Genomic DNA, 24,726 nt, shown 5'->3' with positions numbered 1-24,726 from the left:
GCTCGACTATAAACAAATCTTTACAGTCTTAAGGTATGTTAAAAAAATAATCATATCCCACCCGGACAAAGTTTGGCAAGAAATCGGAAAAAAACTTTTTGCCGGGTCATAGACGAGTCCGTCCGTATTTGAAATAGAAATTTCACGGGAAGTTAGCCGATTGACAGAGGGGTCTTTTTTAGTGTACATTAATTTTAGTACCTGGTACTAATATCAACTACTATAGATTGATGAGGTGATCGGATGAACTCGAAAGCACGAATTGCCGCGGTCGGCAGCTATGTTCCCGAGAAAAGATTGACGAACTCCGACTTGGAGCGCCTGGTGGAAACGAACGACGAATGGATCGTCCAGAGAACCGGCATGCGGGAAAGACGGATTGCCGCTCCCGGAGAATACACGAGTCACATGTGCATCTCCGCCATCGATAACATGATCGCCGAATATGGGGTTTCTCTGGAGGATGTGGATCTGATCCTGACGGCGACCAATACGCCGGATCTTCCTTTTCCGACGGTATCCTGTCTCGTACAGGCGCACTTCGGCATCCCGTCCACGGGCGCTCTCGACCTGAACGCGACCTGCGCGGGCTTCGTTTACGCGCTTCATACGGCGAACGCTTTTATTACGGCGGGCCTGCACCGCAAAATTCTCGTGCTCGGCGCCGATCACATGTCGGCCATTACCGACTATACGGACCGTACCACGTGCATTCTGCTCGGCGACGGTGCGGGGGCCGCTCTCGTTGAAGCTGCGGAGGGCGGGGCTCCCGGCGCTTTCCTTGGGCACCATCTGGGATCGGACGGTACGGGCGGCGTGCATTTGTACCGATCCGGACTGGCGGACCGTCTCGGGGAGAAGATCTTGGAGGGTGCCGGGAAGCTTGTCCAAAACGGCCGGGAAGTGTACAAATTCGCCGCCGGCACGGTCCCCAAGGGGGTAAGCGCACTGCTGGATTCGGCCGGTATGGCGATGTCCGAGGTAGACTGGTTTATCCCGCACAGCGCTAATCTGCGCATTATCGAATCCGTCTGCGAGCGCATGGATTTCCCTGTCGAGAAAACGCTGTACAGCCTGGAGTATTACGGCAATACCTCGGCGGCCACCATTCCGCTGTCGCTTCATATGGGGTTGAAAGAAGGCAAAATCAAACCGGGCGATCTGCTGCTTCTTTATGGCTTCGGCGGCGGACTGGTACATGGCGGACTGCTCGTGCGCTGGGGATGAGAAACCCGCTGCCTGCCGCATCTGCCGCATCTGCCCCTTCTTCATCCTCATCTGCCGTCAGACCGGCGCAGCGCCCGCTTCCGCACCAGCTCAAGCTCTAGCGCTTTTGCTTGCGCGTCCGCTGGCTCCTGCTCTTGCCCCCGCTTTCCCGCTCACACCGGCGCGCTATGCCGACGCAAGCGGCGGCTCCCGCTCCCGCCGGGCTCAACCGGCCGGCGCGGAAGCCGCCGCTCCTTCAGCGTTTCCCCCGGGCTCTTCCGCGCCGGGGCAGACAAGCGCCCGCGTGCCCGACCGGACCCGCTGCCGCGTGTTCAGCCACGGCTCCGCGGCGGTCTTCGACCGGCGGCGGCGCGGCTGCAGCAGCAGGTCGATTTTGCGCTGCAGCACGAAATGATAGGCGGCCAGCGTCTGAAGAAGCCCGCTGGCCGCGGAATCGGGCCGCCGGCCGCCGGGAAACTCCCCCGGCTGAAGCAGCAGATCGGCGGGCTGATTGACGCCCGCCGTAGCCGCTTCTCCGCAAGAGGAGTCCGCGTCCGGCACAGCGGCTCCCGGCAGTGCGGCCGCCGCCTCGGTTACGCGCATCATTGCCCGCTGGCTGCGGGCCAGAGCCTGCAGCATCTCGAGCTTCCAGGCATCCTCCGTCAGGCGCGGGTTCATTTGTTTCCGCCTCCGAGCAAATCGGAGTAATCGCCCATACCACCGCCCTGATTTTCCTGTTCCCCGATTACAATCTGCAGATGCTTGCCAAGCGACTGTTCCATTCTCGTCATCGCCTCGATCAGCTCGATCAAACCGTCGTGAACTTCCAGCGGCTGCTGCACTTGATCCTGATGCGTGGCAAACTGCTGCGCCGTCAGATGACTGCATATCCACGCTTTCGATTTCTCGGCTTCCGCCGCCTTCGCTTCCAGTATCGACGCGATACTCACCTGCATTTGCGCCACGGACTGGAGAATCCGTACATAGGAGACTTCCCTGCTCACAAGCTCCGCCCGCCTTTCTTTTTCATGCCTTGCGTACTCTGCCGTATCCGCCCTCCGCCTCTTTATGCTTCGGCTTTCGGCATACTTCCGACGTCCGTCTTTCAGCTTACGGCTCCCGTCTTCCGGAGGCTATTCGTTCTCTTCGCGGCTTTCCAATTCCTTCACGGCGAGCCCGAGGTTGGTCGCCAGCGCTTCCTCCAGATCCGCGAGCGAGGACAAGTAACTCGTCACATTCCGTGTGACGTTAACCGATTGGTTCATAAGCGTTTCGATATCCGCAAACGCCGGGTTCTTATCCGGAATTTGACCGATCAATCCCGCCATATGCGCGGCTACCTCGCTTTTATAGTGAAGAATTTTGGCGAGCTCCAGATGGGATCTGGAAATATGCCGCACCAGCGTGTCTTTTTCGCGCTCCATCCCGTACCTCCTTTCCTGTACCATCCGAATTTCTTTATTCAAAAGTATATGCACGGAGAACCGCCGGTGTCCGCGGACAAGCGACGGCGCTTGCAGTCGGACCGGACTCGGCGGACCCCGCTTCCTTAATTCCCGCTCAGATGCTTTCCCGTGAAGAATCTCCCGAAACGGACGGCTCCTCCGCTATACCCGGGGAGTCCGCACCCGCAGCGTAACCCCGGCGGCGCCAGTTGTCCGGATAGAAAAGCCGCGGACCGAGCCTTTCCATGGCGAGTCCGAGCGCTTCCAGGTGGTCGGACGCCCGGCTCCGGTCCAGCCAGGCGAAAGGCCGGACGCCCCTCGCGGCCCGCGTATCCCCTCCGGAAAGCCGCACGGAAGAAACCGCGAGGCCTTCGATCAGAGCGGCTCCATGCGCCCTGGCGGGATGGGCAAGCTCCGCGCCGAGCTTCGTCACCGCCTGACGGGACAGAGCGTGGGGCAGCACGGTCAAGCTGTCCGCCTGCAAATCCCGTCGGCCCAGCGCGTAGTTGACGAACTGCTTCGCCACGACTTCGGGCGGGCGCTTGTGAAAGAGAGGCAGCTCCGCGGAAACGCCGCACAAGGCGGCATCGCTCCCTCTGGCGATCACACCGGCAAGCGCCGCTATTTCCTCCGCCGCAGAAGACACGGACGCATCCAGGAACACCAGGATATCGCCTTCCGCCGCTTCCGCTGCCGCCGGCCTTTCTTCTCCGCCCCCGGATGCGATCCCGGCGGACACGCCTCCCGCGCCAACAAGCTTCACTTCCGCTCCAAGGCGCGGGGCCGCAAACGATTGAACCAGCTGCGGGGTAACCGCCTCGTCACGCGAAGCGATAATTACCTCGTGCAGAGCCAGCCTCTCCAGCTCCCCGAGCAGTCTCAGCAAGGGCGAATCCTGCACAGCGAAGGCTTCCGGTCCCGCGCCGTGTAAAAGAATGACGGCGGAAACCCGCTGATCCGAAGGAAACGGAAACCAGCCCTTGTCCGGCAGCCCCGCTCTCTCGCAATAGCCCTGCGCAAAAGCCGACGCGGCAGCCGCATATTCCGGTCCCGCGGGATTCAGACCGCTCAGCACTCCGCCGTGGCGGGCCCAGAGATCGTTCATCTGTCTGCGCGCCGCCGCTTCGTCCGTCCGGCAGGAGCCCGCTTCGTCTCCGTCTACGGAAGCGGACCGGACCGGTAAGCCTGCGGCCAGCAGCCCCCCCAGTCTCCGTCCGGCTGCCGCAAGCTCGGCAATCCGCCGTCCCTTCAGGGACGTTCCCGCTTTTGCCTTCGCGCCGGTTTTCCCAGAACTTCCGCTGCGGGTCCGCATCCGGTTTCGCGGCTTCTGCCCTCTCGCTGTGCCGGACGGCTTCTTCTTAGTCGCCAGCCGCTTCATCCGCTCCCTCCTTCCCTGTCTCTGTCCGGAGAGGCTCGGCCGCCCCTTCCGAAAACGCCGCGGCCTCGATCCAGGCATGCAGCGCTTCCAGGTGATCGCCTAGGATCAGATCCCCCACGGGATCCCTTCCGGCGCTTTTTCTCCTCCTGGGATTCTTGGCTCCCACGGCCGCATATACCGCGGCCTTGACGTTCAGCCGCTTACGCAGCGCAAGCGCAAGCGCCTTGGGCGGGACGGCGAGCGCCTCCGCCCCGATCTCGCTTATCGCCCTGCGGCTTAACGCGTGCGGAATCGTCGTCAGCGACGTTCCCGCCAGGTCCGGCCGGTCCAGCATGGCGGTCAGCGCATGCTTGGCAAGGATAACGCGGTGGACGCTGTCGCGCTTGACCGGGCCGATGTAGGTGTTCATGGCCACATCGGCCCCGTTCTCCACGGCTTTGACGAAAGCCGAGAGCTTTGCGGCGGGAATCACGATATCCCCATCCGTAAAAAGCACAATATCGCCTCGGGCCGCCCGCGCTCCGACGGCCCTGCCGACATCATGGCCGAGCGCCGTATCGAACGCGATCATCCTCGGCCCCATTTTCTCCACGATACGGCGGGAACCGTCCGTAGAGCCGTTTACTACGGCTATTACCTCCACGCTCGGATGAACGCGGTACGCTTCCCTTATGACAGCCGCAAGAGACCGCCGCTCGTTATAGACCGGAATCACCACGGACACTTTCGGAGCGGGATCGTTGCGGTACGTGTGCAGGCTTCTTCCGCCCCTGCTTTGCGCAGGCGTTGTCTTCCGTCTCTTCTTCACCTGCCGCTCACCTCCGTCCCCTTCTCTGCGGCATCTTCTGTCATATCGTATGGGCCGGGTCGCCGGATCGGGAGGGCGGATGTGGAGACTCGCAAAAAAAAGGGCTGTCTTTTCCGCAGGAGTAGGCGGGGCCATGCCCTTTGAAAAGAGCCTGAACACCTGCCGTGCAGGACCGGCAGCGAACTGCCGGCACAACCCCCTGAGAGCGGACGGCTCTGTAGGGACCGCCGGTCCCCGGGTTCAGCCCAGGCTGACGTCTTTGAAAAGCGTATCCCAGCAATCCGGGTTGATGCTGTAGCAGCCGACCGCGCACGTCCGGGGGAGGGGCCACTGCAGGTCTGTGATGCCGTCGGTGTTGCTGTGATTGATCAACAATACCCGGTAATCGTAATTCACCAGCCCGTTCAGCACCCGCTCCAGCTCCCGCGCCTCCTCGTAAGACGCGTTCGTGCGGACAAACAGCAGCCGCTTACCGTACGTCAGGTAATGCAAGGTCCGGTAGATGCGGCGGTCAAGCTTGCTCCTGAATTCCGGATATGAAGCCAGATGGAAAATATGATTTTGATTTTGCGGAAAATCATGAGCTGAAATAATCCGGGATTTTCTATCTTTAACCAGAAAATTGCCGCCTGCGTAATCGACCCCGATCGCTTTCAGATTGGGGAGCTCCATAAAGCCTTGGAATCTGTTTTCCAGTACCCCGCTTATGTCTTCCAATTCGGATATCATCCAGTCGAATACACCCGAAAACGAACGCAGGTTCATTCTTTTCAACTGAATGGAAGGGGTACAATTCTCTCCCAAGCTGTAAATCAAATCGTATTTTCCGGCTATCCCGCTTAAATCCATGGACGCCACGTCTCCCTTCTACCGCGCCTTATTTCAAGCTGATATCGGCAAAAAAAGTATCCCACCAGCGGTCGCTGTTAAAATTCCAGATATCCGCATAGGGAACCTGGACGGCGCACGTATGCCGCAGCGGCCAGTCTAGCTCGACCAGGCCCGGTACCTGTTCATATTCCACCAGCAGGATCTTATATTCATGCGCGACAAGCCCGTTCAGCACTTGCTCCAGTTCGGCCGTCTCCTCGTACGTTCCATGCATGCGAATGAACAGGATCCGCTTTTCCTCGCTTAATTTTTTTAAAAACCGGTTAATCCGGCGGTTCAGCTTTTCCTTGAATTCTCCGTAGGTGAAAAGCTGTTCCGGCGAATTCCGGTTCACCGGGAAATCGTGGACGGATATGACGCCGTATGCGGAATCCTTCACCTGATAATTCGGCTGAAGGGTAACCGGCTCCACCACGCTCATATGGGCAAGCTCCATGAATCCGTCAAACCGTCTGCCCAGCAGCCGGTTCACGTCCGCGAGCGAATCCGACATCATCCAATCCAGCACCCCTGCGGAAGAACGCAGGCCGTGCTTTTCCATTTGAATCGCCGGCAGGCAGTTTTGTCCAAGGCTGAATACGGAGTCGTAGCTCCCCGCCAAGTCTTGTAAACGCATCGTACTCCCTCCTTTTGGCATCCTCTTGTATACAATGCGCGAAGGGGACGTTCAGCGTGGACCCCCGTCCTTGCCCGGAAAAATGGACGCGCACATCCAATCCCCCGCCGCGTCCCGGCATACTCTGTTAGAAAGGATGTGAGCTGCGAGCATCCGGGACACGGAGGTAAACGTCATGTACAAGTACTATCAGAAGGTGGAAATAGATCCGCATACCCATGCGCTGCCGCTTCAAGCGGGCGATCAGGAAGTGTTCCTGTGCCCCCTCTATTTGTACGGAATTACGCCGGGCATCCGGATTCTTTTTAAGGTGAGCATCGCCTGGAGCAACCCCGTCACTTACGACATCGGTGAGCTGGAAATCAAAATACGCCGCGACCATCCGGGCGGACCTGTTGTCGAGAGCAGCGAAGATTCGCGCTTCCGCGGGGGGACGGCCAAGATGGAAGGGGAAGACGAAGGGGGCGCGGCCGAAATCGCGGTTTATTACCTGACCGTGCGTTCGCCCGGAGGCAAAGCGCTGATCGAAGGCCCGATTGTGTTCGAGGGATTTGTTCTTGAAGAGGACTGACTCCCGTGAATTGGTTGTTTTTACCGGGCTACTTGTCCGTTTCGAAAGAGTCGGTGAGTGAATTTACTAATCTTGCAAGTATAATTTTTTCAGAAGGGGATGACATACCATGGCTACCATTTTGGACTATCAGACTAATGATGCTCTCATAGGCGGAGGTTCCCTGCCTTTTCCGGTGACGAATCCGCTGCTGGGCGGCGTCGAGCTCGAAATCGCCACGATTAACCTGACGCCTGCGGCGACTACCAATCTTCTCCGTTTCGAGGGAACGATCGGCTGGCAGCCCGACCTTCTTCTCCTCACTCCGCTGCTCCCGGTTCTGCAGGTCAGAATCCGTGTAGGCAGCCCGACGGGAACTGTCATTTACGAGACGGACGATTCGGCTCTGATCGGTACCGGCGTTCTGACGACCATCACGGACAACATTTTGACGGTTTCGTTCCAGCATTCGATTCAAGCTTCGGTCGTTCCGGCCGGATCGCAGTCCTACTTCTTGACCGTTGCCGTTCGCGGACTGGGCAGCATATCGATTCGCGGACCCGTTCACTTCGGGGCATTCGTTATCGCTCCGTAACGGGATCTTTTGCGGCAAAGGCAGACGGGATGCTATCCTGTCTGCCTTTTTTTGTATCTAGCGCTGCGGCTCAAACAAAAAAACCTCACATCTAATGCGAGGTTTTTTTGGCGTTTACTGGAATTTTTCTTCGTTATCGGCGTTTATCGGCGTTGTCGGAGACAATGGGTGATTACCCGCTTCCGCTAAAATCGTCCCCGGCTGTGTCCGGCCGCCAGATAGGCCTTTACGAAATGCTCCGTCATCCGGTCCAGGGACCAGCGCTCACAGCCCGATAAACGGGCGGCTTCGCCCATCTTCAACCGGAGTTCGTCGTCCGCAAGCAGCAGCTCCAGGTGGTAGGCCAGCGTATCGGTGTCCCCTACCATAGAGACAAACCCCGTCTCGCCGTGCGCGACCATTTCCGGCAGCCCGCCCGCATTGGAGACGACGGCCGGCTTGCCTGCCGTCTGCGCTTCCATGACGGCAAAGGGCTGGTTATCCTGGACGCTCGGGTGCACAAAGATATCCGAGAGCGCCAGGATGGCCGGCACATCTTCCCGGTGCCCGAGGAACTGGACAACGCCCTCAAGCCCGGCAGTCCTCACCTGAGCGATCAGCTCATCGCGTTTGTCGCCGTCGCCGACCAGCCAGCAGTGCCAGTCGGAGCGTCTTTGTTTCAATTTGTCCAGGGCAGCGATCAGAAAGTGAATGCCCTTGATCGTTTCCAGACGCGCCGGGCACACAATCAGTTTTTTCCCTTCCGGACGGACCATAGGCGTACCGGCGGCGAGCTTGCGCGCGAACGGCTCCATATCGAATCCGTAGGGCGATACTTCGATATGCCCGGCGGGTACGCCGTATTCCCGGGAGAGGACGTTTTTCAGCCAGTTGGAGGCCGTTACCGCCTTATCCGCCGCCATAGCGCCGTGATATTCGAGCGTGCGGTAATAAAGGTGCGCAAGCGGCCGCAGCGTCTCGGAATCCAATCTGCCGTCCTCGTCCAGCAAGATTTTGATCTCCCTTGCCAGAGATCCGTGAAGGCTGGCCACCAGACCGGTGCTTGGGGGCCTTACCCGGTTTAATGCGAGCGAGGCAATCACGTCCTGGGCATGGATGACGTCGTACTGCTGAAGTCCGAACGAAGCTGCGGCCAATTCCATGCAGTAGCGGTCCATTTCCACCCGGCGCACGAGCGGATCCTGATGAAGGACCGGCAGCGTGTTCCGGTTTAATTTTGCCTGAAGCATGTGCATCAGATCGTCTTTCATCACCTTTTGGCCGGTTCCGTAGATGTAATATTTGGGTTCGTCGGGTCCGTTTCCCATCAGATCGACCTGATGCCCCCAGTTTTCCAGCCGGTTCTTGAGCTGAAGCATGAACGGCCATACCCCGCCGATATGGGGAATCGGCCAATAGGTCGCGAGCAATATTTTCAAGAGCCTTCCCCCCGTTTCGCCTCTGTTTCCTTCTTTACCGGCGTCCCTGCAGCCCGCACCGTTTGCGCGGAGAACAAGCATCTTCTTTTATCATATGGACGGGATAACGGGATTGACATGGAGAGCGGCCTCTATCCTATAAAAAAGGCGGCGAAAACGTGGCGGACCGGCCGATTCGTCCGCTTGCGCCCGGACCTTCGCCCCCCTGCTTTCATACCATATGGAGGATACAAGCATAGAGAAAAGAGGTGCGTTATGAAAGCCTTAGTCACCGGAGGGGCGGGCTTTATCGGCTCCCACTTGGCGCAAGCGCTCGCGGACGGGGGCCATGAAGTCCATGTGCTCGACAACTTGTCGAGCGGAAGGGCCGAATGGGTGCCCGGCCAAGCCGTTCTTCATGTCCTGGAACTAAACAGCCCGGAGCTTCACGAGCTTGTCGAACGTATCCGCCCCGAAGTCGTGTTCCATCTGGCCGCTCAAGCCGACGTTCAGAGATCCATAGCCGATCCGGCTTTTGATGCGCAGGTCAACATTACCGGAACGGTGTCGCTCCTTGATGCTTGCCGGAAGTCGGCTGTGCGGCGGTTCGTCTTCGCTTCGACGTCCGGGGTGTACGGCGACAGCGTGTACGAAAAATTAACGGAGGATATCCCGGCCGCGCCCATTTCGTACTACGGTCAGTCGAAGCTTGCGGCGGAAGGGTATATCCGGATTTTTCACAAGCTGTACGGACTGCCTTATACGATTCTCCGGTACGGAAACGTGTACGGCCCGAGGCAGACGCCCAAAGGGGAGGGCGGCGTAGTCGCCGTGTTCCTGCAGCAGCTGCGCCTGGGGCAGCCCATCACGATTCACGGAGACGGCGGGCAGACCCGGGACTTCGTCTATGTCCGGGACGTGGTGGAGGCCAATCTGGCGGTCGCCGCATCTACGGGCTGCGGGCTCTACCATGTCAGCACGGGCCGGAGTACGACCATCCGGCAGCTGGCCGAGCTCATCCGCGAGACCCGGTCAGCGCCTGTTCCGGTCCTGTTCGGCGAAGCCCGGCCCGGCGATATCCGGCACAGCTGTCTGGACAACCGCCGGGTACGGGAAGAGCTGGGCTGGAGCCCCCGGTACCGCATCGCCGACGGGCTGCGGGAAACCTGCGCCGCGTTCCTGCCTTAAGCCGGCTGCGGTTTGCAGGCACCGGACGGAAGCCGACGCCGTGCCTGCGCCATGCCGCGTCGTTCCCGTACCGGTTCCTGCCGTGTCTCGCGGGTCTACGTACCGGTGCCATGCCATGCCGTCTCGGTCCGGTGCCGATACCGCGTCGTTGCCCGAAAAAAAGCCCCTGTATTCCGGATAATCCGGAATACAGGGGCTTGCTTTTTTGCGAAACAGTCAGCGGCTGTTCCAGATATCGTGGATAGCTTGGGCGAACGCATCCACACTTCTGGCCCACGGCCATTGATAAGAATCATACTGGCCCTGGAGAGCCAGACGGGCCCGCAGCTCCTTATCGTGGATCAGCCGGACGATGTCTGCCGCCAGCCGGTTCTGGTACCGGTAGGAAAGGAGGCAGTTGCGCTCGTGCCGCGCATAATCCGCATTCCCGCCCGAATACGTCGTGACGAGCGCCGCCCCGCATCTCATGGACTCCAGACCGGGCAGCGAACCGGAATCGTAGAGCGAAGAACTGACGTAGATATCGGTTTTGTTGTAGAGGTAGCGCAGCTCCTCGTCGTTATTGGGCAGGCAGAATTGAAAACTGCCCGTATCGCGAAGGCGCTGCAGACTCGGTGCGGTATGAAATTCGTCGGGGGGGCAGATCAGATTGATTTCCGTATCGGGATAATGGTGTTTGACGAACGCGAGCTGGCTGACCAGATAATCCTGGTCGCGGTGCCAGGCAATTCCTCCTTCCGAATTGCGAACGACAGCGGAAATTTTGACAGCGGGCGGGGTGGATTCCCGGAGGTTCAGATTTTGCATGAACGGTCCGAGTCCGATCGGAACGATATGTCCGCGGATGCCGTGATTGAGCTCGATCAGCTTCTGCTGCCACTCGGACAGTACGATAAGATGCGGCGTCGTATGATAGGTGGGGAACGTAATATGATCGTCCGGCAGAAAAGTCGGTTCGTAGCAAAGACTGAACCGGGCATGAACGCTCCGGTCTCGCGCGCTCGCTTCCACGCATGCGGGCACGGTCGTGTAGAAGTTGGAGATCACCACGTCTCCGGGCGGGATATCATCCGCGTCCAGCGTAATACTGTGACGGCCTCGGACAATCCGGGCCCGGATATCGAACTTGACTTCGGCATGAGCGGGCATCACGATGGTGACGTCATAACCGCGGTCCGCCAATCCGTTCGTAATTTCCGCCAGCATCCGCTGGGCCCCGCCGAAATTCAAGGTGAGGATAGGAAACACCAGCCTCATGCTTTTCCTCCTTTCATGGACACGCCAGCTGCACCGGTTCTCTACGAACCGGCGCCTACCCGTTCGGGTGGCTGTTCAAAATATGCTGGATAACCGGGTCCGGCATCCGGTAGTTGTCCGGGAGCCCGGCTCTGATCTGGTTCCACAGCTTGTAATCGACGAGATACTCGGGGTTAGACACTTGCACGGAAAAAAGCGAATTGTACAGGTCGCCCATCACATACACTTTCTCGCTCATGTTCCTTCTCCTTTCTGCCCCGCAGGGAAAATCAGGCTTGAGCGGCTTTGGCGATCGCCCTGCCGTATACATCGAGAAGCCGCTGAACCATCAGATCCATGGACCAGTGGACGGCCCCCCACTGCCCGGCTTCCCTGCCCATCGCTTCCCGCATAGCCGTGTTCTCCAGCAGCGTGTACAAGTGGGTGAACAGCTGCTGGCTGTTGCCCGACGGGAAGATAAGCCCCGTACGGCCGTGCTCGACCATCTCGGGTACGCCCGTGGCGTCGCTGACGACCGACGGCTTCCCTGCGAGCTGCGCTTCTATCAGCGACAGCGGCTGATTGTCTACATAGCTCGGCTGCACGAAGATGTCGGACTGGGCAAGCAGATAAGGCACGTCACTCCGCCTGCCCAGAAACTGGACCGTGTCCAGCAGCCCCAGCTCCGTACACTGCCGGTTCAGCTCCGCCTCCAGGTCGCCTTCTCCCACGATCCAGCAGACGAAATCGTCCCGCACCGTCCGGAGCAGGCCGACCGCTTCGATAAGCAGCGACACGCCCTTGATCGGGATGAGGCGGCCGGTGAAAATAATGGCTTTTTTCCCCGGCGGCTTATAGATCGGGGTAGCGGAGCTTTCCATCTGCGCATAGAAATCGCCCGTAGCGTACCCGTACTGGAACACCTCGACCTGATGCTCGGGAACGGAGTATTCCGTGGTCAGCAGGCGTTTCAGCCACTGGGAGGAGGCGATCGTAATATCGCTGCTCGTGGCGCCGAGATGCTCGATAGCCGACTGGAACCGCCAGATGAGCGACTCCCCCAGGTTGACGTTATTTTCCATCAGATGCAGCTTGATCTCGTGGGCCACCGAGCCGTGCAGGCTGGCGACGAGTCCCGTCCGGGGTGATTTGACCCGCCGGAAAGAACGCGTGGCCAGGACGTCCTGCGTATGAATCACGTCATATTGCTCCAGCCCGAAATAGGCGGCGGCCAGCTCCATGCACAAGGTGTTCATTTCAAAATGCGAAAGCCAGGAGCTGGAGTGAAGGACCGGATACAGCTCGGGGCTTATTTTCTTTTCCAGAAAAGGCCTTACCGCCTCTTTATGAAAAACACGGCCGCTGAACGGCATATGAAACACACTCTCATCTTCACTGTTGCCGAATACATCGACCTCGTGGCCGAGCGCCTCCAGCTTTTCTTTCATTTTGACCATAAGCGGCCATACTCCGCCCAAATGCGGTAACCGCCAGTAGGTAGCAAGCAGTATCTTCAAGAATGTCCCCTCTTTTCTGCGCGAGACTCACAAAGCTGCGTTCAGCACCGGCATGCCTTTATCCCTACACTATATGCGGCTATTCTCCTCCTTCACGGGTCGTTTGCCTCACCGGGCTCAAAATGTGTACGTGTCCATACGTCTGCGCGGCAATTTCATATACTGAACTATGCCGGATTGAACGGAAGGGAAGGTGACCATGTCCATTTACCTTTTTGACGCCTATGAGTTCGGACCTTACGACTCGCGTTATATCCAGTGTTTCGATCTTGTCTTTCAAAACATCGCCCAGCGGCATTTCGACGTTCTTATACAGGGCTATCAAGGCCAGAACCGTTTTCTCCTGGGGCTCTATCATCTCGATCCCGCTCCGCTGCCCGGTTCGATTGCCCATCTGCCGACGGTATATAATCACAACCAGCCCTTTACGCTTCACATTCACACGAATCTGACCAATCCTTATCCCCTGGCGATGACTATGTACGCTAAAAACGAAGGGGTTCTTGTCGCGACCTTCACGACGAATGAATTGACGGTCATCGATCCGCTCTGACTGGGAGTGCCGGGATTTGCCCGTAAAAAAAGGCCCTTCTTTCGGAAGCGGCCTTTTAGGGTTGTTTTCTTTAGCGGCTTGCAGTTGCCGATACGTCTGTTTCAAGCGTTCGAGTCACTTCCCGAACCGACTTCATCCCAACGCCGGAATAGGGGTCAGCTCCGATTGAAGAACACGATGCGCAGGCACGATATTGTTGAAAGTGTCCAAACCGAATACGGAAGCTACGACGAGACCCGGCTGAGGCGCGACGACGGCTATCTGGACTTCATAAGCCAGAACACCGGAGATAAAAAACGTGCGGATATCCACAAATTTCGGCGGTACCGTGTACGTCTGTAAAAAGAGCGGCGTCTTGGCAACCCCCGTGCTCAGCGTATAAAAGATTTCAACGACAATTTGAGCTGCGTTGACCGCGTCTTCATTGCTGATTGTAACGGCCGCATTAGCGGAGGCTGTCCCGAAATCTCTCGTATTAATAAGCATTCCTGTTGTAAAAGGCATTCTCTTCACCCCCTCTCTGTCAATCTCTCAAGCAGTATATTCTTCTTTGATATAAAAAGATTGGACGACCACGAGGCCGTCCGAATTTTTGCATATACGCCTGCTTCCGGATTCTGCATGTATCTCCCTCCCGGTTTGCATACCGGTTAATTGCCCGAAAAAATCGCCTGCGTCCCCGTTCTCGTATCCGTCCAGACGCCGATAAACCCGAAAGGAGGGATGGTGCTGATGTCCGTGTAATTCCCGATGGACGGCACCGGTGTGGCGCTGCCCGCATTCGGGTTGCTGGAGGCGGTGGATTCCCTCCGGTTAAAAAACGAGGCTCCCCCGTCCGCCGATATGGCCACATACATATCCAAATCGAACCCGTCAATCTGATTGGAATAGTACAGAATGGTGACCAGTCCGCTTTTTGGGGAGACATCTATAGAAGGAAAAAAGTTCTGAGTCCCGGCCGGAGCCGACGTAACAGAGACGGGAGCCGTCCAGGTCAGTCCCTGATCGAAGGACCGGGAAAGGAATACGTCCGCGTAACCCTGCCGGTTATCCTGCCACACCGCGTAAAGAGTCCCGCTTGTGGACAGCGCCGAATTATCGACGGCGATATTGGCGCCGGTCGGCACTTCGAAGCCGTACCCCGTAACCGGCAAGACGCTGGGCACCAGCGTGACGGGCGAAACGATTACCGGTGTCTGGAAAGTGGCCCCGCCATCCAGCGAACGGCTTACCTCGAAGCGTGTAAACGGAGTTAACGAGATGTAAGCCACATAGACAATTCCCGTCAGTCCCGCAACCACGTCCCCACGCGTCACAAAATCGGCGTCCGGAGACACAAGCGCGGGCCGGAGCCAGGTCTGCCCGTTGTCCAACGAACGTTGAAAGAAGATCACGGACCCGCCCACAAAGTCCGTATTGAATTGGTGGACATAGACCAGGTAAACGCTGCCCTGATACGTGCTGACCTGGGAATTGTCAAAGACCGCGTTCACCTGCACATTGTTGATGAACGTCGTAAACCCTTGAGCCGCAATGACCGGCGCTCCGAAAGTGATTCCGTTGTCCGTCGACGTGTAGACGGCAATCGAGCCGTTGCCCGCCGCATCGAAAACATGGGACGCCACGATGAATACGTTCGGAAACCCGTAAGCCACGACGTTGGACTCGCCGCCGATATATCCTGCCGGAAGCGGCAGAATAAGAGGTCCCCATGAGATGCCCTGATCAACCGAGCGATAGACGGCAATCCGGGCCGCCCCTGTCGTAAAATCCGTCGCAGACGCCACGATATTGAGCGCAGTCAGGTAATTGGCCGCCACGCTGGGTGTCTGGGCAAGCGTTCCGGCGGGGGATACCTGTGAATTTGCCATTTGTGTCCGCCTCCTTTTGTGAATGTCAAAATCCGCCCCACGTTACTTGCGAGCCGGTCCTTGTATCGGTCCAGACGCCATAGAAATTATCCGGCGGAACCGTACCGACATCGATATAATCTCCGATCAGCGGTACCGGAACCGGACTGTCTCCGTTCGGATTAAAGGAAGTCGTCGTCACGCGAATATTCGTGAAGGTGCTGCCTCCATCCCTGGACTGGGCCGCATAAACGTCGAGGTCAAAGCCGTTCAGCCGGTTCGTGTAGTAAATCACGGTAATGGTGCCTGTTTTGGGCGATACCGTTATAGCCGGGAAAAAATTTTGCGCCCCTGCCGGGCTGTCCGTAATGGGTATGGGCGTATTCCAGGTCAGCCCCTGATCGGCGGATCGGGACAAATACACATCCGCATACCCCTGCCGGTTATCCTGCCAGACCGCATAAATGTTGCCCCTCCCGGGGGACACAAGCGCGGTATCCGCCATGACGTTGGAGAAGTTCAGGACCCGGAACCCGTAACCGGGAACAGGGAGGACGTCCGGCACAAGCGTCACATCCGAAACCAGGATCGGGGAACCGAAGGTCGCCCCGCCATCCAGGGAACGCCTCACAAAAAACGCGGGCGGGTCAGACGAAGTATCGATCCAGCCGAAATGAAGGCCGCCTTGTAAATCGATGCCGATATCTGCGCGTTCCGTGTCTCTCCGGACATTCGAGAGAACCAGCGGAGCCTCCCACGTGACTCCTCCGTCAAGGGAGCGCTGGAAAGCGGCCACCGAGAATCCGCCCGCGTCGACATTGTACTGGCGGTTATAAGTGACATAAGCATTACCGAGAAACGGACTGGATTGGGAATTGTCGAAGAACACTTTGGTCCAATCGTTGTTAATGAACGTGCCGTATCCCGGATTCACGATAATCGGCGCCGAGAAGCTGAGCCCGTTGTCCGTGGACCTGTAAGCCGCAATCGTACCGCTGGAGTTGCCGGGGAAAACATGGGCCACGATCAGGAACAGATTCGGAAACCCGTAAGCCGCAAAAGCGGCCTCCGCTCCCGTAAAACCCGGCGGCAGGGGAAGAAAGGAATTCGTCCAGTTCACTCCCGCATCCTGCGACCGGTATACGCCGGTAAGCGGCGGCCCCAGCGTAAAATCGGTCGCCGTTGCGATCATGATATTGGCATCCAGCAAATTGACGGCGATAGACGGTTCCTGCTTCGGATTGCCCGAAGCATTGATTTGAAAATTAGGCATAGGGGCCTCCTGACGAATACCAATAATCTTGTACTCCAATGTATGCCGGAGATTGGTCTCGGCAATGGACAATTCGGAAATTATCCGTCTCCCCTGCCAATGTCCACACCCGTCAAATGCGGCGGAATAAACTGAAGTAAACATCCGGCGCGACGGCGGTGAGTTTGTCTGTCCGAGCAATCAGCCAGGAAAGAAGGGAGCTTTACATGAGTGATGTCGGCATTGTTATGCCGGTGTATTTGCAGAGGCCGTCTTATTTGCAAGAAGCGATCGAAACCATCCTTAACCAGACGTATGCGGATTTCCGCTTTATCATCGTCATCGACGGAGTATCCGAACAAATGGGACTGCAAATCAGGCAATTGACCGCTCACGACACGCGTGTGGAGATTGTGGAGAACGAACGGAATCTGGGCGTATCCGCTTCATTGAACCGGGGATTCCGGCGGCTTTTTGAAGATCCCGACATCCGCTATGTGACCTGGGTGTCGAGCGACAACCGCACCCACCCCTACTTTATCGAGCTTCTGCGGCATGAGCTTGCGCATGCGCCCGAGGAAGTCGGGCTCGTCTACAGCTGTTTCCGTGAGATAGACGCGGACGGACTGCCGCTTCGCGACGAGGCCTTTCAGGAGGAATTCCGCCGGTATCAGAATAAGCCGAAAGAGGAACTTCTCGACGTATGCATTGTCGGCGTATCTTTTATGTACAAATCGTGCTACGCCCGGAAAATCGGCGGGTACCACATGGAACCCGTCGAAGACTACGAATATTGGCTGAGATTATCTCATCTGTGCGAGCTGCGCTATATTCCCGTAGAACTCGTGGAATACCGGGTCGACTCGGATTTCAGCATTTCCGCCAAGCTCAAAGGGTCTGTCGAGCAGCACCGCCGCTGGCGTCACGCATTCCGTTTGACCAAAAAGCAAGCCAGGGAAAGACAAAGCATTCCTCTGGAAACGACCGTTTACTTACCGGTGACCGATGCGTCCGGGAGTCTCCCCGACCGGCTCGACCACCTTTTGGACCAATACTACAGCAACTTTCAGGTGGTCGTGGTCGACGTCACGCCGGAGCGAGCGTCAACCGGCCTTCTTCACGGGATCCGGGACCCTCTGCTTAGCACCCGCTTCTTTCCCGGCATGCCGCCTATCGAAGCCGTTCATACCTGCCTGAAAAAGCTTGCGACCCCGTTCGCCACGATCGCATACCGGGAGCGGGATTTTGAATACATGGATCTGCAAGTCCTAACGGCCGCCCTGCGCAGCGCTCCCGAAGGCGCTTATTCCGTTTGCTACAACGGCGACCGGAGCGATCTCGCGTACCGCTTCGATCCTCGTGCGGGCATGCCCTCAACCGAGCTGTTTCGTTCAGCGAAGCTGAAGGAGCTTTTGCTCCGGTAGACGGCCGCAGTCTCCATCCGCCTCTGTCTCTATCGTGCGCGTACGCGAAAAAACGCTTGGCGGAGTCCGCCAAGCGTTTTTAACCATGCTGCTTCACGAGCCCGATTCCAAGCGCGCCCAGCATGCAGGAAAACTGCCGGGCGTACAGGCCCGGAGAAAACTGTTCCGCCGCATGCCGGCTCGCTCTGAAGCGGATTTCCTCCCGCAGCGGGACGTTATCCATGAGCTCCGAAATTTGGCGGAACGCCTCTTCATGGTCGTCGTGGGGATAGAACCTTCCCGTTACGCGGTCCGCGATAAAGCTCCTGACTCCGTCCGAATCCGTCGAGACGACGGGACACCGGCAGCACATGGCTTCCAGCACCGCATAGCCGAATCCTTCCACGCGCGAGGTCGAGAGCAGTACGCCGCCGGAATCGCCGATGACGGAATACTGCCGCGCCATTTCTTTGTGCCGAAGGTTCGCCAGCACCGTCAAGCGGGAACCCAGTTCGTAATCCGCAGCCAGCTTACGGAACTCCCCCTCTTCCGATCCGAGCGTATTATCCACATACATGCGGATTTCGACCGGACGGCCCCGCGTTTTGAACAAGCGTCCGACCTCCAGAAGACTCCGCCAGTTCTTGTTCGGCTCGATCCTTCCTACCCACCCGATGATGGGAGCCGGAGCGACGGGATGCCTTTCAAAGTGGAAGCTTTCCATATCGATACAATTATGAAAGCTGAACCTTTTCATCCGGGCGTAGTACGTCTCGAAAATCCGGATCAGGTGCGGGGTGCGGGGATACAGCACGGCATCGGCGTGCAGGGTGAGCAGCGGGATAATCCGTTTCAGAATAAACTCCGCCTCCTCCACGCTCCCCAGTCCCTGCGCCTCGTAAATGATTTTGCCCGTGTAGCCGCTTGACCGCAGGGGTAGAATCAGTTCGGCCACCGTAGAGATGATAACCGCCTCGAATCGTTCCCGGTTGACAAGCTCCGTAATCTCTTTCTCGTCTTTCGTCACGTAAACGGGCACCCCGTCCAGGTTCTGCATCCCCGTTCCTTCATGCAAATACAGCAGGCTGCACGAGATGCCGATCTTCTTCAGCGCGATAACCCGCTGGCGGTTCAGAGTCTCCATCCCTCCGCTCGGGATATAGAACACGAATAAAAGCTTCATGGCACACCTTCTTTCAAGCTGATGCAAGAGACGGGACGGGCCCCTATCCCCCCGCTCCCAAGGAAGCGATGCGGGCGACCAGCAGCGGGTTGTAACGGGCACGCAGCATATCCACCTCCTGCTGGATTGCCGGCTGGTGATTCCGGCTGCCCATCTTCCGGTGGAGCCGGTACTGGGTCAGTTTCTCGTTCACGAACTCGATCCGGACCCCGGCTGCGGCAAGGCGGAGCCACATCTCCAGGTCCTGCGTATACTTGCACGTCTCGTCGAAAAACCCGTAGCGACGAAACAGATTTTTGTGCATTAGGACGGTGCAGCCGTTGATCGGGTTGTACTGGAGCATGTAGGTGTACAGCTTCGTGGACGTATTGAAATACTGCGTATTTCCCGGATCGGTAGGAAAATTAGGCGCGTACAGGACGCGCCCGTGCTCGTCGACAATCTCGTAGTTCGTAAAGCTGATGTCCGCATTCGCCGAAGCCAGCCCGTTAAGCTGAACCGCCAGTTTATGCGGGTGAAAACGGTCGTCCGAACTGAGCCAGGCGATATAATCGCCCGAAGCGTGGCGGATTCCGTGGTTGAGCGCCGAGGCCGTTCCTCCGTTTGCTTTCCCCAAATAGTGGATCCACGGCAAGTACGGCGTTATTTTATCCTGATGCAGGGTGGAACCGTCGTCCACCACGATGATTTCTCGGTCGGGATACGTCTGGCTTAGCGCGCTGACGATCGCCTGATCCACATAGGCGCAATTGTAAAAAGGGATTATAATGCTCACCCGGGGCGGCATTTCCCACCTCCTTCCCGCAGTCGCCTGCCCGTTATCTGCGCTTTTTAACCCCTTTGCCGGCCCTCCCCTTGCGGGATTTGAGCGTGTTAGCCGGACGCTTGCGAGGCCGTGCAGCCGGGCGTTTGCGAGGCCGCAATGCCGGATGCCTTCTTCCGGACAGAAGCCGCCTCTGGCTTCGCGAATACCGCAGCAAATACGGCCGGTAACGGCTGCGGACGCTTAATACTTCCTCCCAGATGGCAGGCTGGTAGAGCATGGTTCCCATGCCGCCGTGAAGGCGGTACAGCGTAAGCGGGGCATCCAGGAAATCCAGCGGGAAACCGGTCAGCAGCACGCGGATCCAGAACTCGTAATCCTGGGTATACCGGAGTGTCTCGTCAAAATATCCGACCGTCCCGAACAGATCCCGGCGCATCATGACCGTGCAGCCGTTGACGGGGCAGATCGACAGGAAGGCGCGCGTAAATTCATGGGGATACCGGTATCTGGATGCCACATTCGCCTGCGTGACGGCTCCCGCCTCGTCGATCTGGTCGAAGGCCGTATGGCTGAAGATCGAGTTCCGTTCCAGCATGAACTGCACCTGACGCCCGATTTTATCCGGGTAAAAAAGATCGTCGGAGCTCAGCCAGGCTACATAGTCCCCCGTGGCGAGAGCGAAACCCATATTCAGAGCGGATGCGGCTCCCCCGTTTTCTTTTCCGATATAAATCAGCCGGTCCATATAGGGCTCCAGTTTTTCTTTGTGCAGCGTGGAGCCGTCATCCACTACAATCAGCTCGATGTTGGTATAGGTCTGGTTCAGCACGCTGGAAACCGCCTGATCCACGTACGGACAGTTGTAGAAGGGAATCACGACCGTTACTTTCGGCAGCATGCATTCACCTCTTTTCCTTCAAAGGTGGGAGCGGTCGTCAGTTCCGCCTGTAATAATCCAGCGCATCCGACAGGGACGTTTCGAACGGAATCCGCGCCGACCAGCCCAGCGCCTTCAGGGCCGAGACATCCATCGGCCTGGCAGGCTCCGGACGCGGCTTGTTCTCGTCCTCCAGAGGCAGCGCCGCCGGAGTCAGCGAGCGGAAGACCGAGACGATCTCGCCGAGCGGACGCAGCCGCTCCGATCCGATGCGGTAGACCGCCCCCGGCTCTCCGTGGCCGAGAATGGTTTCGTAGGCCGAGACCGCGTCCCGCACATCGAGATAATCGCGCTCCTCGCCGAGGGACGAGAGCCGGAACGGTTCCGGCGGACCGCCCTCCTCCAGGGCCGCGATTTTGCGGGCGAGCAGCCCGCAGATGCCGCCGGAAGGACCCGGGCCGATCAGGTTGGACGGCAGCGCCACCATGATCTGCTGCGAGAACCACCGGTGCCAGGAGCGGGCGGCGTACAGCAGCAGCATTTTGCTGAAGCCGTACGGATGCGGGAGCGGCTCGCCGGGTTCGGCCGCGCCGAGCATGGAGCCCGCGACGAGAACCCGCGTGCCGGGCCGCGTACGCAGCGCTTCCAGCAGATACACGGAAGCCATCACGTTCGCCTGCAGGAACGCAGCCGGGTCCTTCCACGATTCGGCGACGGAATTGCGCCCGGCCAGGTGGAGCACCCAGTCCGGGCCGGTTTCCGCGACCAGCGTCTTCACGTCCTCCTGCCGGGTCAAATCGCAGGAATAGAGCTTTCCGGCAGGCATGCCGGTGCCGGGCTTAGCGGACTCGGACTCTTGCGCCGCACTTGGCCCGTTTGACCCGGGCGGGACGCCCCAAGCATCCACGCGATCCGGCACGACCGGCGCCTCCCCGTTTCCGGGCTTGACGTGCGCCAGTCCCGCGTTCCGGACCACGGCGGCGACCTCGTAGCCCTTGGAGACAAAATAATCACAGGCGGTGCGGCCCGTAAAGCCGCCCGCCCCGGTGATCAGGATTCGAGGCATAACGCACACATCCATTCATCCAGTTCCTTCAGCATCGTTTCATACCCCGGAATGGCGTAGTTCAGATCGCTGCGCGTATTTTTAAGCGTCCGGTTCAAGCGGACGGAAGCGTTCTTGCGCACCTCTATATCCGTGCGCCCGAACTGCTTGCGGAACAGATTCAGCAGCTCGTATTTGCTCACCTTGACGGGTGCCGTCAAATGTACGAGGCCCGTTAGCTCCGGACGCCGCAGCGCGTGCTCGATAAACTTGGCAAGCTCCAGCGTGGTGACGCCGTTCCAGTAAGCTCTCGTGTAGCCGCCCACTTCCCCCTCCCGACTCAGGAACCAATGGAGAAGCCCGATGCCCGATTCTCGGATTTCAGGGCCGATGATCGACGTGCGGACCGTCAGGTGCGGGGCCTCCCGGACCTCTCCAAGCGCCTTGGACCGCCCGTATACACTGGTGCCGTCCGGCACGTCATCCTCCGTATGGTCCCCGTGGCGGCCCGAGAAGACACAGTCCGTGCTGATATGAATAAGCCGGCCTCCGGCCCCGAGGGCCGCTTCCGCCAGATCGTGCGGGAAAATCCCGTTGACGCGATAGGCGTTAACGGGGTCCGCTTCGGCAAACTGGTTTAGCACACCGATACAGTTAATGACGGCATCGGGACGGAACGTTTCGATAATGCCCCGGATCCGGGCCGTATCCCTGGCATCGGCAAGCAGCCCTTCCCGGTCGCACCCGTCCCGTGTTGTATAAGCGACCTGAAATCCGGGCAGACGGCGCAGATACCGGACCATCACATGTCCCGCCATCCCCTGCCCGCCGGTGACGAGCAGCTTCATGCAAGAAAACCTCCTTTAACGAGCAGGGCGCGGATCGCCTCTTTTTCCATCACATTGTCTTTGGACGAAAAGCTGCTGATTTCCGCCTTGGGATACGGAGCGTAGTGATCCTTAAGCCCGGGAATTTCCAGAGTCGGCAGAATGACCAGATATACCTCGTCGTACAGCACCGTCGTCTGGCTTTCGAATTCCGTAAGCAAAATCTCGTGGATCTTCTCGCCGGGTCTCGTTCCGGTTTCCACGATTGCCACTCCCGTCTTACCGGAAGCTTCGATAAGCACATCGGCCAGATCGAGAATTTTGCAGGTCGGCATCGTCATGACGAATATCTCGCCGCCCACACTTTCTTCCGAGGCTTTGAAAAGCAGAGAAATCGCCTCTTCGAGCGTCAGGAAAAAGCGGGTCATGGCCATATCCGTAATCGAAATCTGACTTTTCTCGTGGATCTGCTTGTGGAACAAGTGAATCACGCTGCCGTTGGTTCCCAGCACGTTGCCGCCCCGGACACAGACAAACTTCGTATCCGTCCGCAAAAGGTTAGCTTGCACGATCAGCTTCTCTCCGATCGCTTTGGTCATGCCGTAGAAGTTGGAAGGATTCGCCGCTTTGTCCGTCGAGATGTAGATGACTTTCTTGACCTTGTTCTCGATAGCCGCCTCGATAACATACTGGGTGCCGACTACGTTGGTTTTGAGCGCTTCGTAGGGCTGTTCCTCGCAAACGGGGACGTGCTTGAGGGCGGCCAGATGGAACACATAGTCCACCTCCTCCGTCGCGCGGATCAAAGCTTCGCGGTCGCGGATATCCCCGATGCAGAAACTGAGGCGGTTATCTTCAAAAGAGCGCTGCATCGCCACCTGAGTCGATTCGTTCCGGGAAAACACAATGATTTCCTTGGGCTCTTGAGGAAGAAGCTGCCGGATCAACTCATAGCCCCAAGAACCGGTTCCTCCGGTTACCAATATCCTCGTATTACGAAACATGAAGATTCCCTCCCAGTACATATTTCACGACTTTTGCCGATACGTCCGTGTCCAGATAGCCTTCCGGGCATTCCCAGTCCCGTGGCATACGCGTCATCAGACCGGCGGCGGATACAATCCGTTTCGCATCCAGTCCCGACACCACATTGCTGCCGCAGTCAATCGTCTCAGGCCGTTCGGTCGTCCGGCGCACGGTAACGGTAGGCACGTGGAAAATGCAGCATTCTTCCTGAACCGTCCCGCTGTCCGTCAGGACGCAGTCCGCATTCTTCTCCAGCTTCACGAAATCGAAAAATCCGAAAGGCTCGTGAAACTCGACCAGCGGATGAATGCTCAAGCTGTCTTCCGCCTCCAGGCGGGACTTGGTGCGGGGATGCAGACTGCACAGGATGCGTTTGCCGAAGCGTTCCGCCACCCCGCTCAGGCCGTTCATGATTTCGCGCAGATGAACGGGATGATCCACATTCTCCGCCCGGTGGATGGTTGCCGCGAAATACCCGCCCGGCGTCAGATTCAGACGCTCCAGCACGTCGCTTTGCTCGATTTGGCCGCTGTAGTGCCGCAGCACCTCGTAGATCGGATTGCCGGTACGGACGATGCGCTGGCTCGGCACGCCCTCCCTGACAAGATGTTCTTTGCTCTGTTTCGTGTACGGCATGTTTATCGTGGACACCGCATCGATAATGCGGCGGTTTTTCTCCTCGGGTACGGTCAGATCATAGCAGCGGTTGCCCGCCTCCATATGAATGACGGGAATGCCCATTCTCTCGGCCAGTACCGCGCCCAGGGCGCTGTTCGTATCGCCCAGCAGCAGGACACGGTCGGGCCGCTCCGTGTTCAGGATCGTCTCCAGCTCGCCGAACATCGTCGCAAGCTGCGCACCCAGAGACTGCTGCCGGTCCTGGAGCACATGATCAGGCTGCCGCAATCCGAGTTCACGGAAGAACACGTCGCTGAGCGTATACGTAAAGTTCTGGCCCGTGTGCACCACGACATGTTTCTCCGCCAATTCGTCAAGCTTGCGCATAATCAGGCTCAGCCGGATAATTTCCGGCCGTGTGCCGAGCAACGTCACGATTTTCAACGGTGCCACCTTCCTTCCGTGATAGGCTGATTGCCTTCAGTCCTTGAACCGCAGA

Annotated in this window: 27 protein-coding genes; 6 read left to right on the top strand and 21 right to left on the bottom strand. The window is 58.2% G+C overall.

What is annotated here, in order from left to right; translation table 11 throughout:
* Positions 1-243: 243 nt before the first annotated feature.
* Positions 244-1,227 carry a ketoacyl-ACP synthase III gene (locus ABH899_RS24265; protein WP_218228168.1) on the top strand — a complete coding sequence of 328 codons (984 nt, stop codon included), beginning with the start codon at positions 244-246 and terminating at the stop codon, positions 1,225-1,227.
* A gap of 204 nt (positions 1,228-1,431) precedes the next feature.
* On the opposite strand, the gene ABH899_RS24260 is transcribed toward ABH899_RS24265, so the two are convergent.
* The 7 genes from ABH899_RS24260 to ABH899_RS24230 all read right to left on the bottom strand — a co-directional run bounded on the left by ABH899_RS24260 (position 1,432) and on the right by ABH899_RS24230 (position 6,344).
* Entirely contained in the window at positions 1,432-1,884 is a 453-nt protein-coding gene (locus ABH899_RS24260; RefSeq protein WP_218228167.1) for a hypothetical protein, read from the bottom strand.
* Positions 1,881-2,210: an alpha-helical endospore appendage domain-containing protein gene (locus tag ABH899_RS24255; protein WP_009676935.1), complete on the bottom strand. Its 330-nt coding sequence runs from the start codon at positions 2,208-2,210 to the stop codon at positions 1,881-1,883. Before ABH899_RS24255 ends, ABH899_RS24260 begins: the two co-directional genes overlap by 4 nt.
* 129 nt (positions 2,211-2,339) lie before the next feature.
* A complete protein-coding gene (locus tag ABH899_RS24250) occupies positions 2,340-2,630 on the bottom strand; it encodes a hypothetical protein (protein WP_218228166.1) in 291 nt (96 codons plus the stop codon).
* Positions 2,631-2,766: 136 nt separating this feature from the next.
* Positions 2,767-4,029: a hypothetical protein gene (locus ABH899_RS24245; RefSeq protein ID WP_370001189.1), complete on the bottom strand. Its 1,263-nt coding sequence runs from the start codon at positions 4,027-4,029 to the stop codon at positions 2,767-2,769.
* Positions 4,010-4,837 (bottom strand): glycosyltransferase family 2 protein, encoded by an 828-nt coding sequence (locus ABH899_RS24240; RefSeq protein ID WP_370001187.1) that lies wholly within the window; start codon positions 4,835-4,837, stop codon positions 4,010-4,012. The genes ABH899_RS24245 and ABH899_RS24240 overlap by 20 nt, the downstream gene beginning before the upstream one ends.
* Positions 4,838-5,077: 240 nt before the next feature.
* Positions 5,078-5,686, bottom strand: a complete 609-nt coding sequence (locus ABH899_RS24235) for a DUF1796 family putative cysteine peptidase (protein ID WP_218228163.1) — start codon at positions 5,684-5,686, stop codon at positions 5,078-5,080.
* A 28-nt stretch (positions 5,687-5,714) separates the two neighbouring features.
* Positions 5,715-6,344 (bottom strand): DUF1796 family putative cysteine peptidase, encoded by a 630-nt coding sequence (locus ABH899_RS24230; protein WP_370001184.1) that lies wholly within the window; start codon positions 6,342-6,344, stop codon positions 5,715-5,717.
* A gap of 175 nt (positions 6,345-6,519) precedes the next feature.
* On the opposite strand from ABH899_RS24230, the gene ABH899_RS24225 reads away from it, so the two are divergent.
* A complete protein-coding gene (locus ABH899_RS24225) occupies positions 6,520-6,915 on the top strand; it encodes a hypothetical protein (RefSeq protein WP_218228161.1) in 396 nt (131 codons plus the stop codon).
* A 109-nt stretch (positions 6,916-7,024) separates the two neighbouring features.
* The gene (locus tag ABH899_RS24220; RefSeq protein ID WP_218228160.1) at positions 7,025-7,489 is read left to right on the top strand and encodes a hypothetical protein; all 465 of its coding nucleotides are present in this window, start codon (positions 7,025-7,027) and stop codon (positions 7,487-7,489) included.
* A gap of 185 nt (positions 7,490-7,674) precedes the next feature.
* Here the strand turns inward: ABH899_RS24220 and ABH899_RS24215 are convergent, their stop codons facing one another.
* Positions 7,675-8,907 carry a glycosyltransferase family 4 protein gene (locus tag ABH899_RS24215; RefSeq protein ID WP_218228159.1) on the bottom strand — a complete coding sequence of 411 codons (1,233 nt, stop codon included), beginning with the start codon at positions 8,905-8,907 and terminating at the stop codon, positions 7,675-7,677.
* A 255-nt stretch (positions 8,908-9,162) separates the two neighbouring features.
* Here ABH899_RS24215 and ABH899_RS24210 point away from each other — a divergent pair, with 255 nt between their 5' ends.
* A complete protein-coding gene (locus ABH899_RS24210) occupies positions 9,163-10,074 on the top strand; it encodes an NAD-dependent epimerase/dehydratase family protein (protein WP_370001181.1) in 912 nt (303 codons plus the stop codon).
* 216 nt (positions 10,075-10,290) lie between these two features.
* Here ABH899_RS24210 and ABH899_RS24205 read toward each other — a convergent pair whose 3' ends face one another.
* From ABH899_RS24205 to ABH899_RS24195, 3 genes are read right to left on the bottom strand one after another with little or no spacing between them, the layout of a single operon-like run.
* Positions 10,291-11,331, bottom strand: a complete 1,041-nt coding sequence (locus ABH899_RS24205; protein ID WP_218228157.1) for a glycosyltransferase family 4 protein — start codon at positions 11,329-11,331, stop codon at positions 10,291-10,293.
* Positions 11,332-11,386: 55 nt separating this feature from the next.
* The gene (locus ABH899_RS24200) at positions 11,387-11,569 is read right to left on the bottom strand and encodes a hypothetical protein (RefSeq protein ID WP_009676939.1); all 183 of its coding nucleotides are present in this window, start codon (positions 11,567-11,569) and stop codon (positions 11,387-11,389) included.
* Between the two features lie 31 nt (positions 11,570-11,600).
* Entirely contained in the window at positions 11,601-12,827 is a 1,227-nt protein-coding gene (locus ABH899_RS24195; RefSeq protein WP_218228156.1) for a glycosyltransferase family 4 protein, read from the bottom strand.
* Positions 12,828-13,026: 199 nt separating this feature from the next.
* Between ABH899_RS24195 and ABH899_RS24190 the strand changes: the two genes are divergently transcribed.
* Positions 13,027-13,380 carry a hypothetical protein gene (locus tag ABH899_RS24190; RefSeq protein WP_218228155.1) on the top strand — a complete coding sequence of 118 codons (354 nt, stop codon included), beginning with the start codon at positions 13,027-13,029 and terminating at the stop codon, positions 13,378-13,380.
* A 132-nt stretch (positions 13,381-13,512) separates the two neighbouring features.
* Here ABH899_RS24190 and ABH899_RS24185 read toward each other — a convergent pair whose 3' ends face one another.
* The 3 genes from ABH899_RS24185 to ABH899_RS24175 form a co-directional block, all read right to left on the bottom strand.
* On the bottom strand, positions 13,513-13,884 hold the full coding sequence (locus ABH899_RS24185; protein ID WP_218228154.1) for a hypothetical protein: 372 nt from the start codon (positions 13,882-13,884) through the stop codon (positions 13,513-13,515).
* A 146-nt stretch (positions 13,885-14,030) separates the two neighbouring features.
* Complete coding sequence (locus ABH899_RS24180) at positions 14,031-15,251, bottom strand: sialidase family protein (protein WP_370001177.1); 1,221 nt, start codon at positions 15,249-15,251, stop codon at positions 14,031-14,033.
* A gap of 25 nt (positions 15,252-15,276) precedes the next feature.
* Positions 15,277-16,503: an exo-alpha-sialidase gene (locus ABH899_RS24175; RefSeq protein WP_370001175.1), complete on the bottom strand. Its 1,227-nt coding sequence runs from the start codon at positions 16,501-16,503 to the stop codon at positions 15,277-15,279.
* A gap of 206 nt (positions 16,504-16,709) precedes the next feature.
* Between ABH899_RS24175 and ABH899_RS24170 the strand changes: the two genes are divergently transcribed.
* Entirely contained in the window at positions 16,710-17,906 is a 1,197-nt protein-coding gene (locus tag ABH899_RS24170) for a glycosyltransferase family 2 protein (protein WP_218228151.1), read from the top strand.
* Between the two features lie 79 nt (positions 17,907-17,985).
* Here the strand turns inward: ABH899_RS24170 and ABH899_RS24165 are convergent, their stop codons facing one another.
* The 7 genes from ABH899_RS24165 to wecB are packed head-to-tail and all read right to left on the bottom strand — an operon-like array spanning position 17,986 to position 24,671.
* Complete coding sequence (locus tag ABH899_RS24165) at positions 17,986-19,068, bottom strand: glycosyltransferase family 4 protein (RefSeq protein WP_370001173.1); 1,083 nt, start codon at positions 19,066-19,068, stop codon at positions 17,986-17,988.
* A 43-nt stretch (positions 19,069-19,111) separates the two neighbouring features.
* Entirely contained in the window at positions 19,112-19,855 is a 744-nt protein-coding gene (locus ABH899_RS24160; RefSeq protein ID WP_370001171.1) for a glycosyltransferase, read from the bottom strand.
* A 31-nt stretch (positions 19,856-19,886) separates the two neighbouring features.
* A complete protein-coding gene (locus tag ABH899_RS24155; protein WP_370001169.1) occupies positions 19,887-20,732 on the bottom strand; it encodes a glycosyltransferase in 846 nt (281 codons plus the stop codon).
* Between the two features lie 37 nt (positions 20,733-20,769).
* Complete coding sequence (locus tag ABH899_RS24150) at positions 20,770-21,777, bottom strand: NAD-dependent epimerase/dehydratase family protein (protein WP_370001167.1); 1,008 nt, start codon at positions 21,775-21,777, stop codon at positions 20,770-20,772.
* On the bottom strand, positions 21,762-22,604 hold the full coding sequence (locus ABH899_RS24145; protein WP_370001165.1) for an SDR family oxidoreductase: 843 nt from the start codon (positions 22,602-22,604) through the stop codon (positions 21,762-21,764). The genes ABH899_RS24150 and ABH899_RS24145 overlap by 16 nt, the downstream gene beginning before the upstream one ends.
* Positions 22,601-23,587, bottom strand: coding sequence for a polysaccharide biosynthesis protein (locus ABH899_RS24140; RefSeq protein ID WP_370001163.1), 987 nt, complete (start codon positions 23,585-23,587; stop codon positions 22,601-22,603). Before ABH899_RS24140 ends, ABH899_RS24145 begins: the two co-directional genes overlap by 4 nt.
* The gene (gene wecB, locus ABH899_RS24135) at positions 23,577-24,671 is read right to left on the bottom strand and encodes a non-hydrolyzing UDP-N-acetylglucosamine 2-epimerase (RefSeq protein ID WP_370001161.1); all 1,095 of its coding nucleotides are present in this window, start codon (positions 24,669-24,671) and stop codon (positions 23,577-23,579) included. The genes ABH899_RS24140 and wecB overlap by 11 nt, the downstream gene beginning before the upstream one ends.
* Between the last annotated feature and the right edge of the window lie 55 nt (positions 24,672-24,726).

Source organism: Paenibacillus sp. RC84, from assembly GCF_041260495.1.
Lineage (GTDB): Bacteria > Bacillota > Bacilli > Paenibacillales > NBRC-103111 > Paenibacillus_F.
The sequence above is the reverse complement of the archived record's forward strand: the minus strand, read 5'-3'. Positions and strand labels throughout refer to the sequence as shown.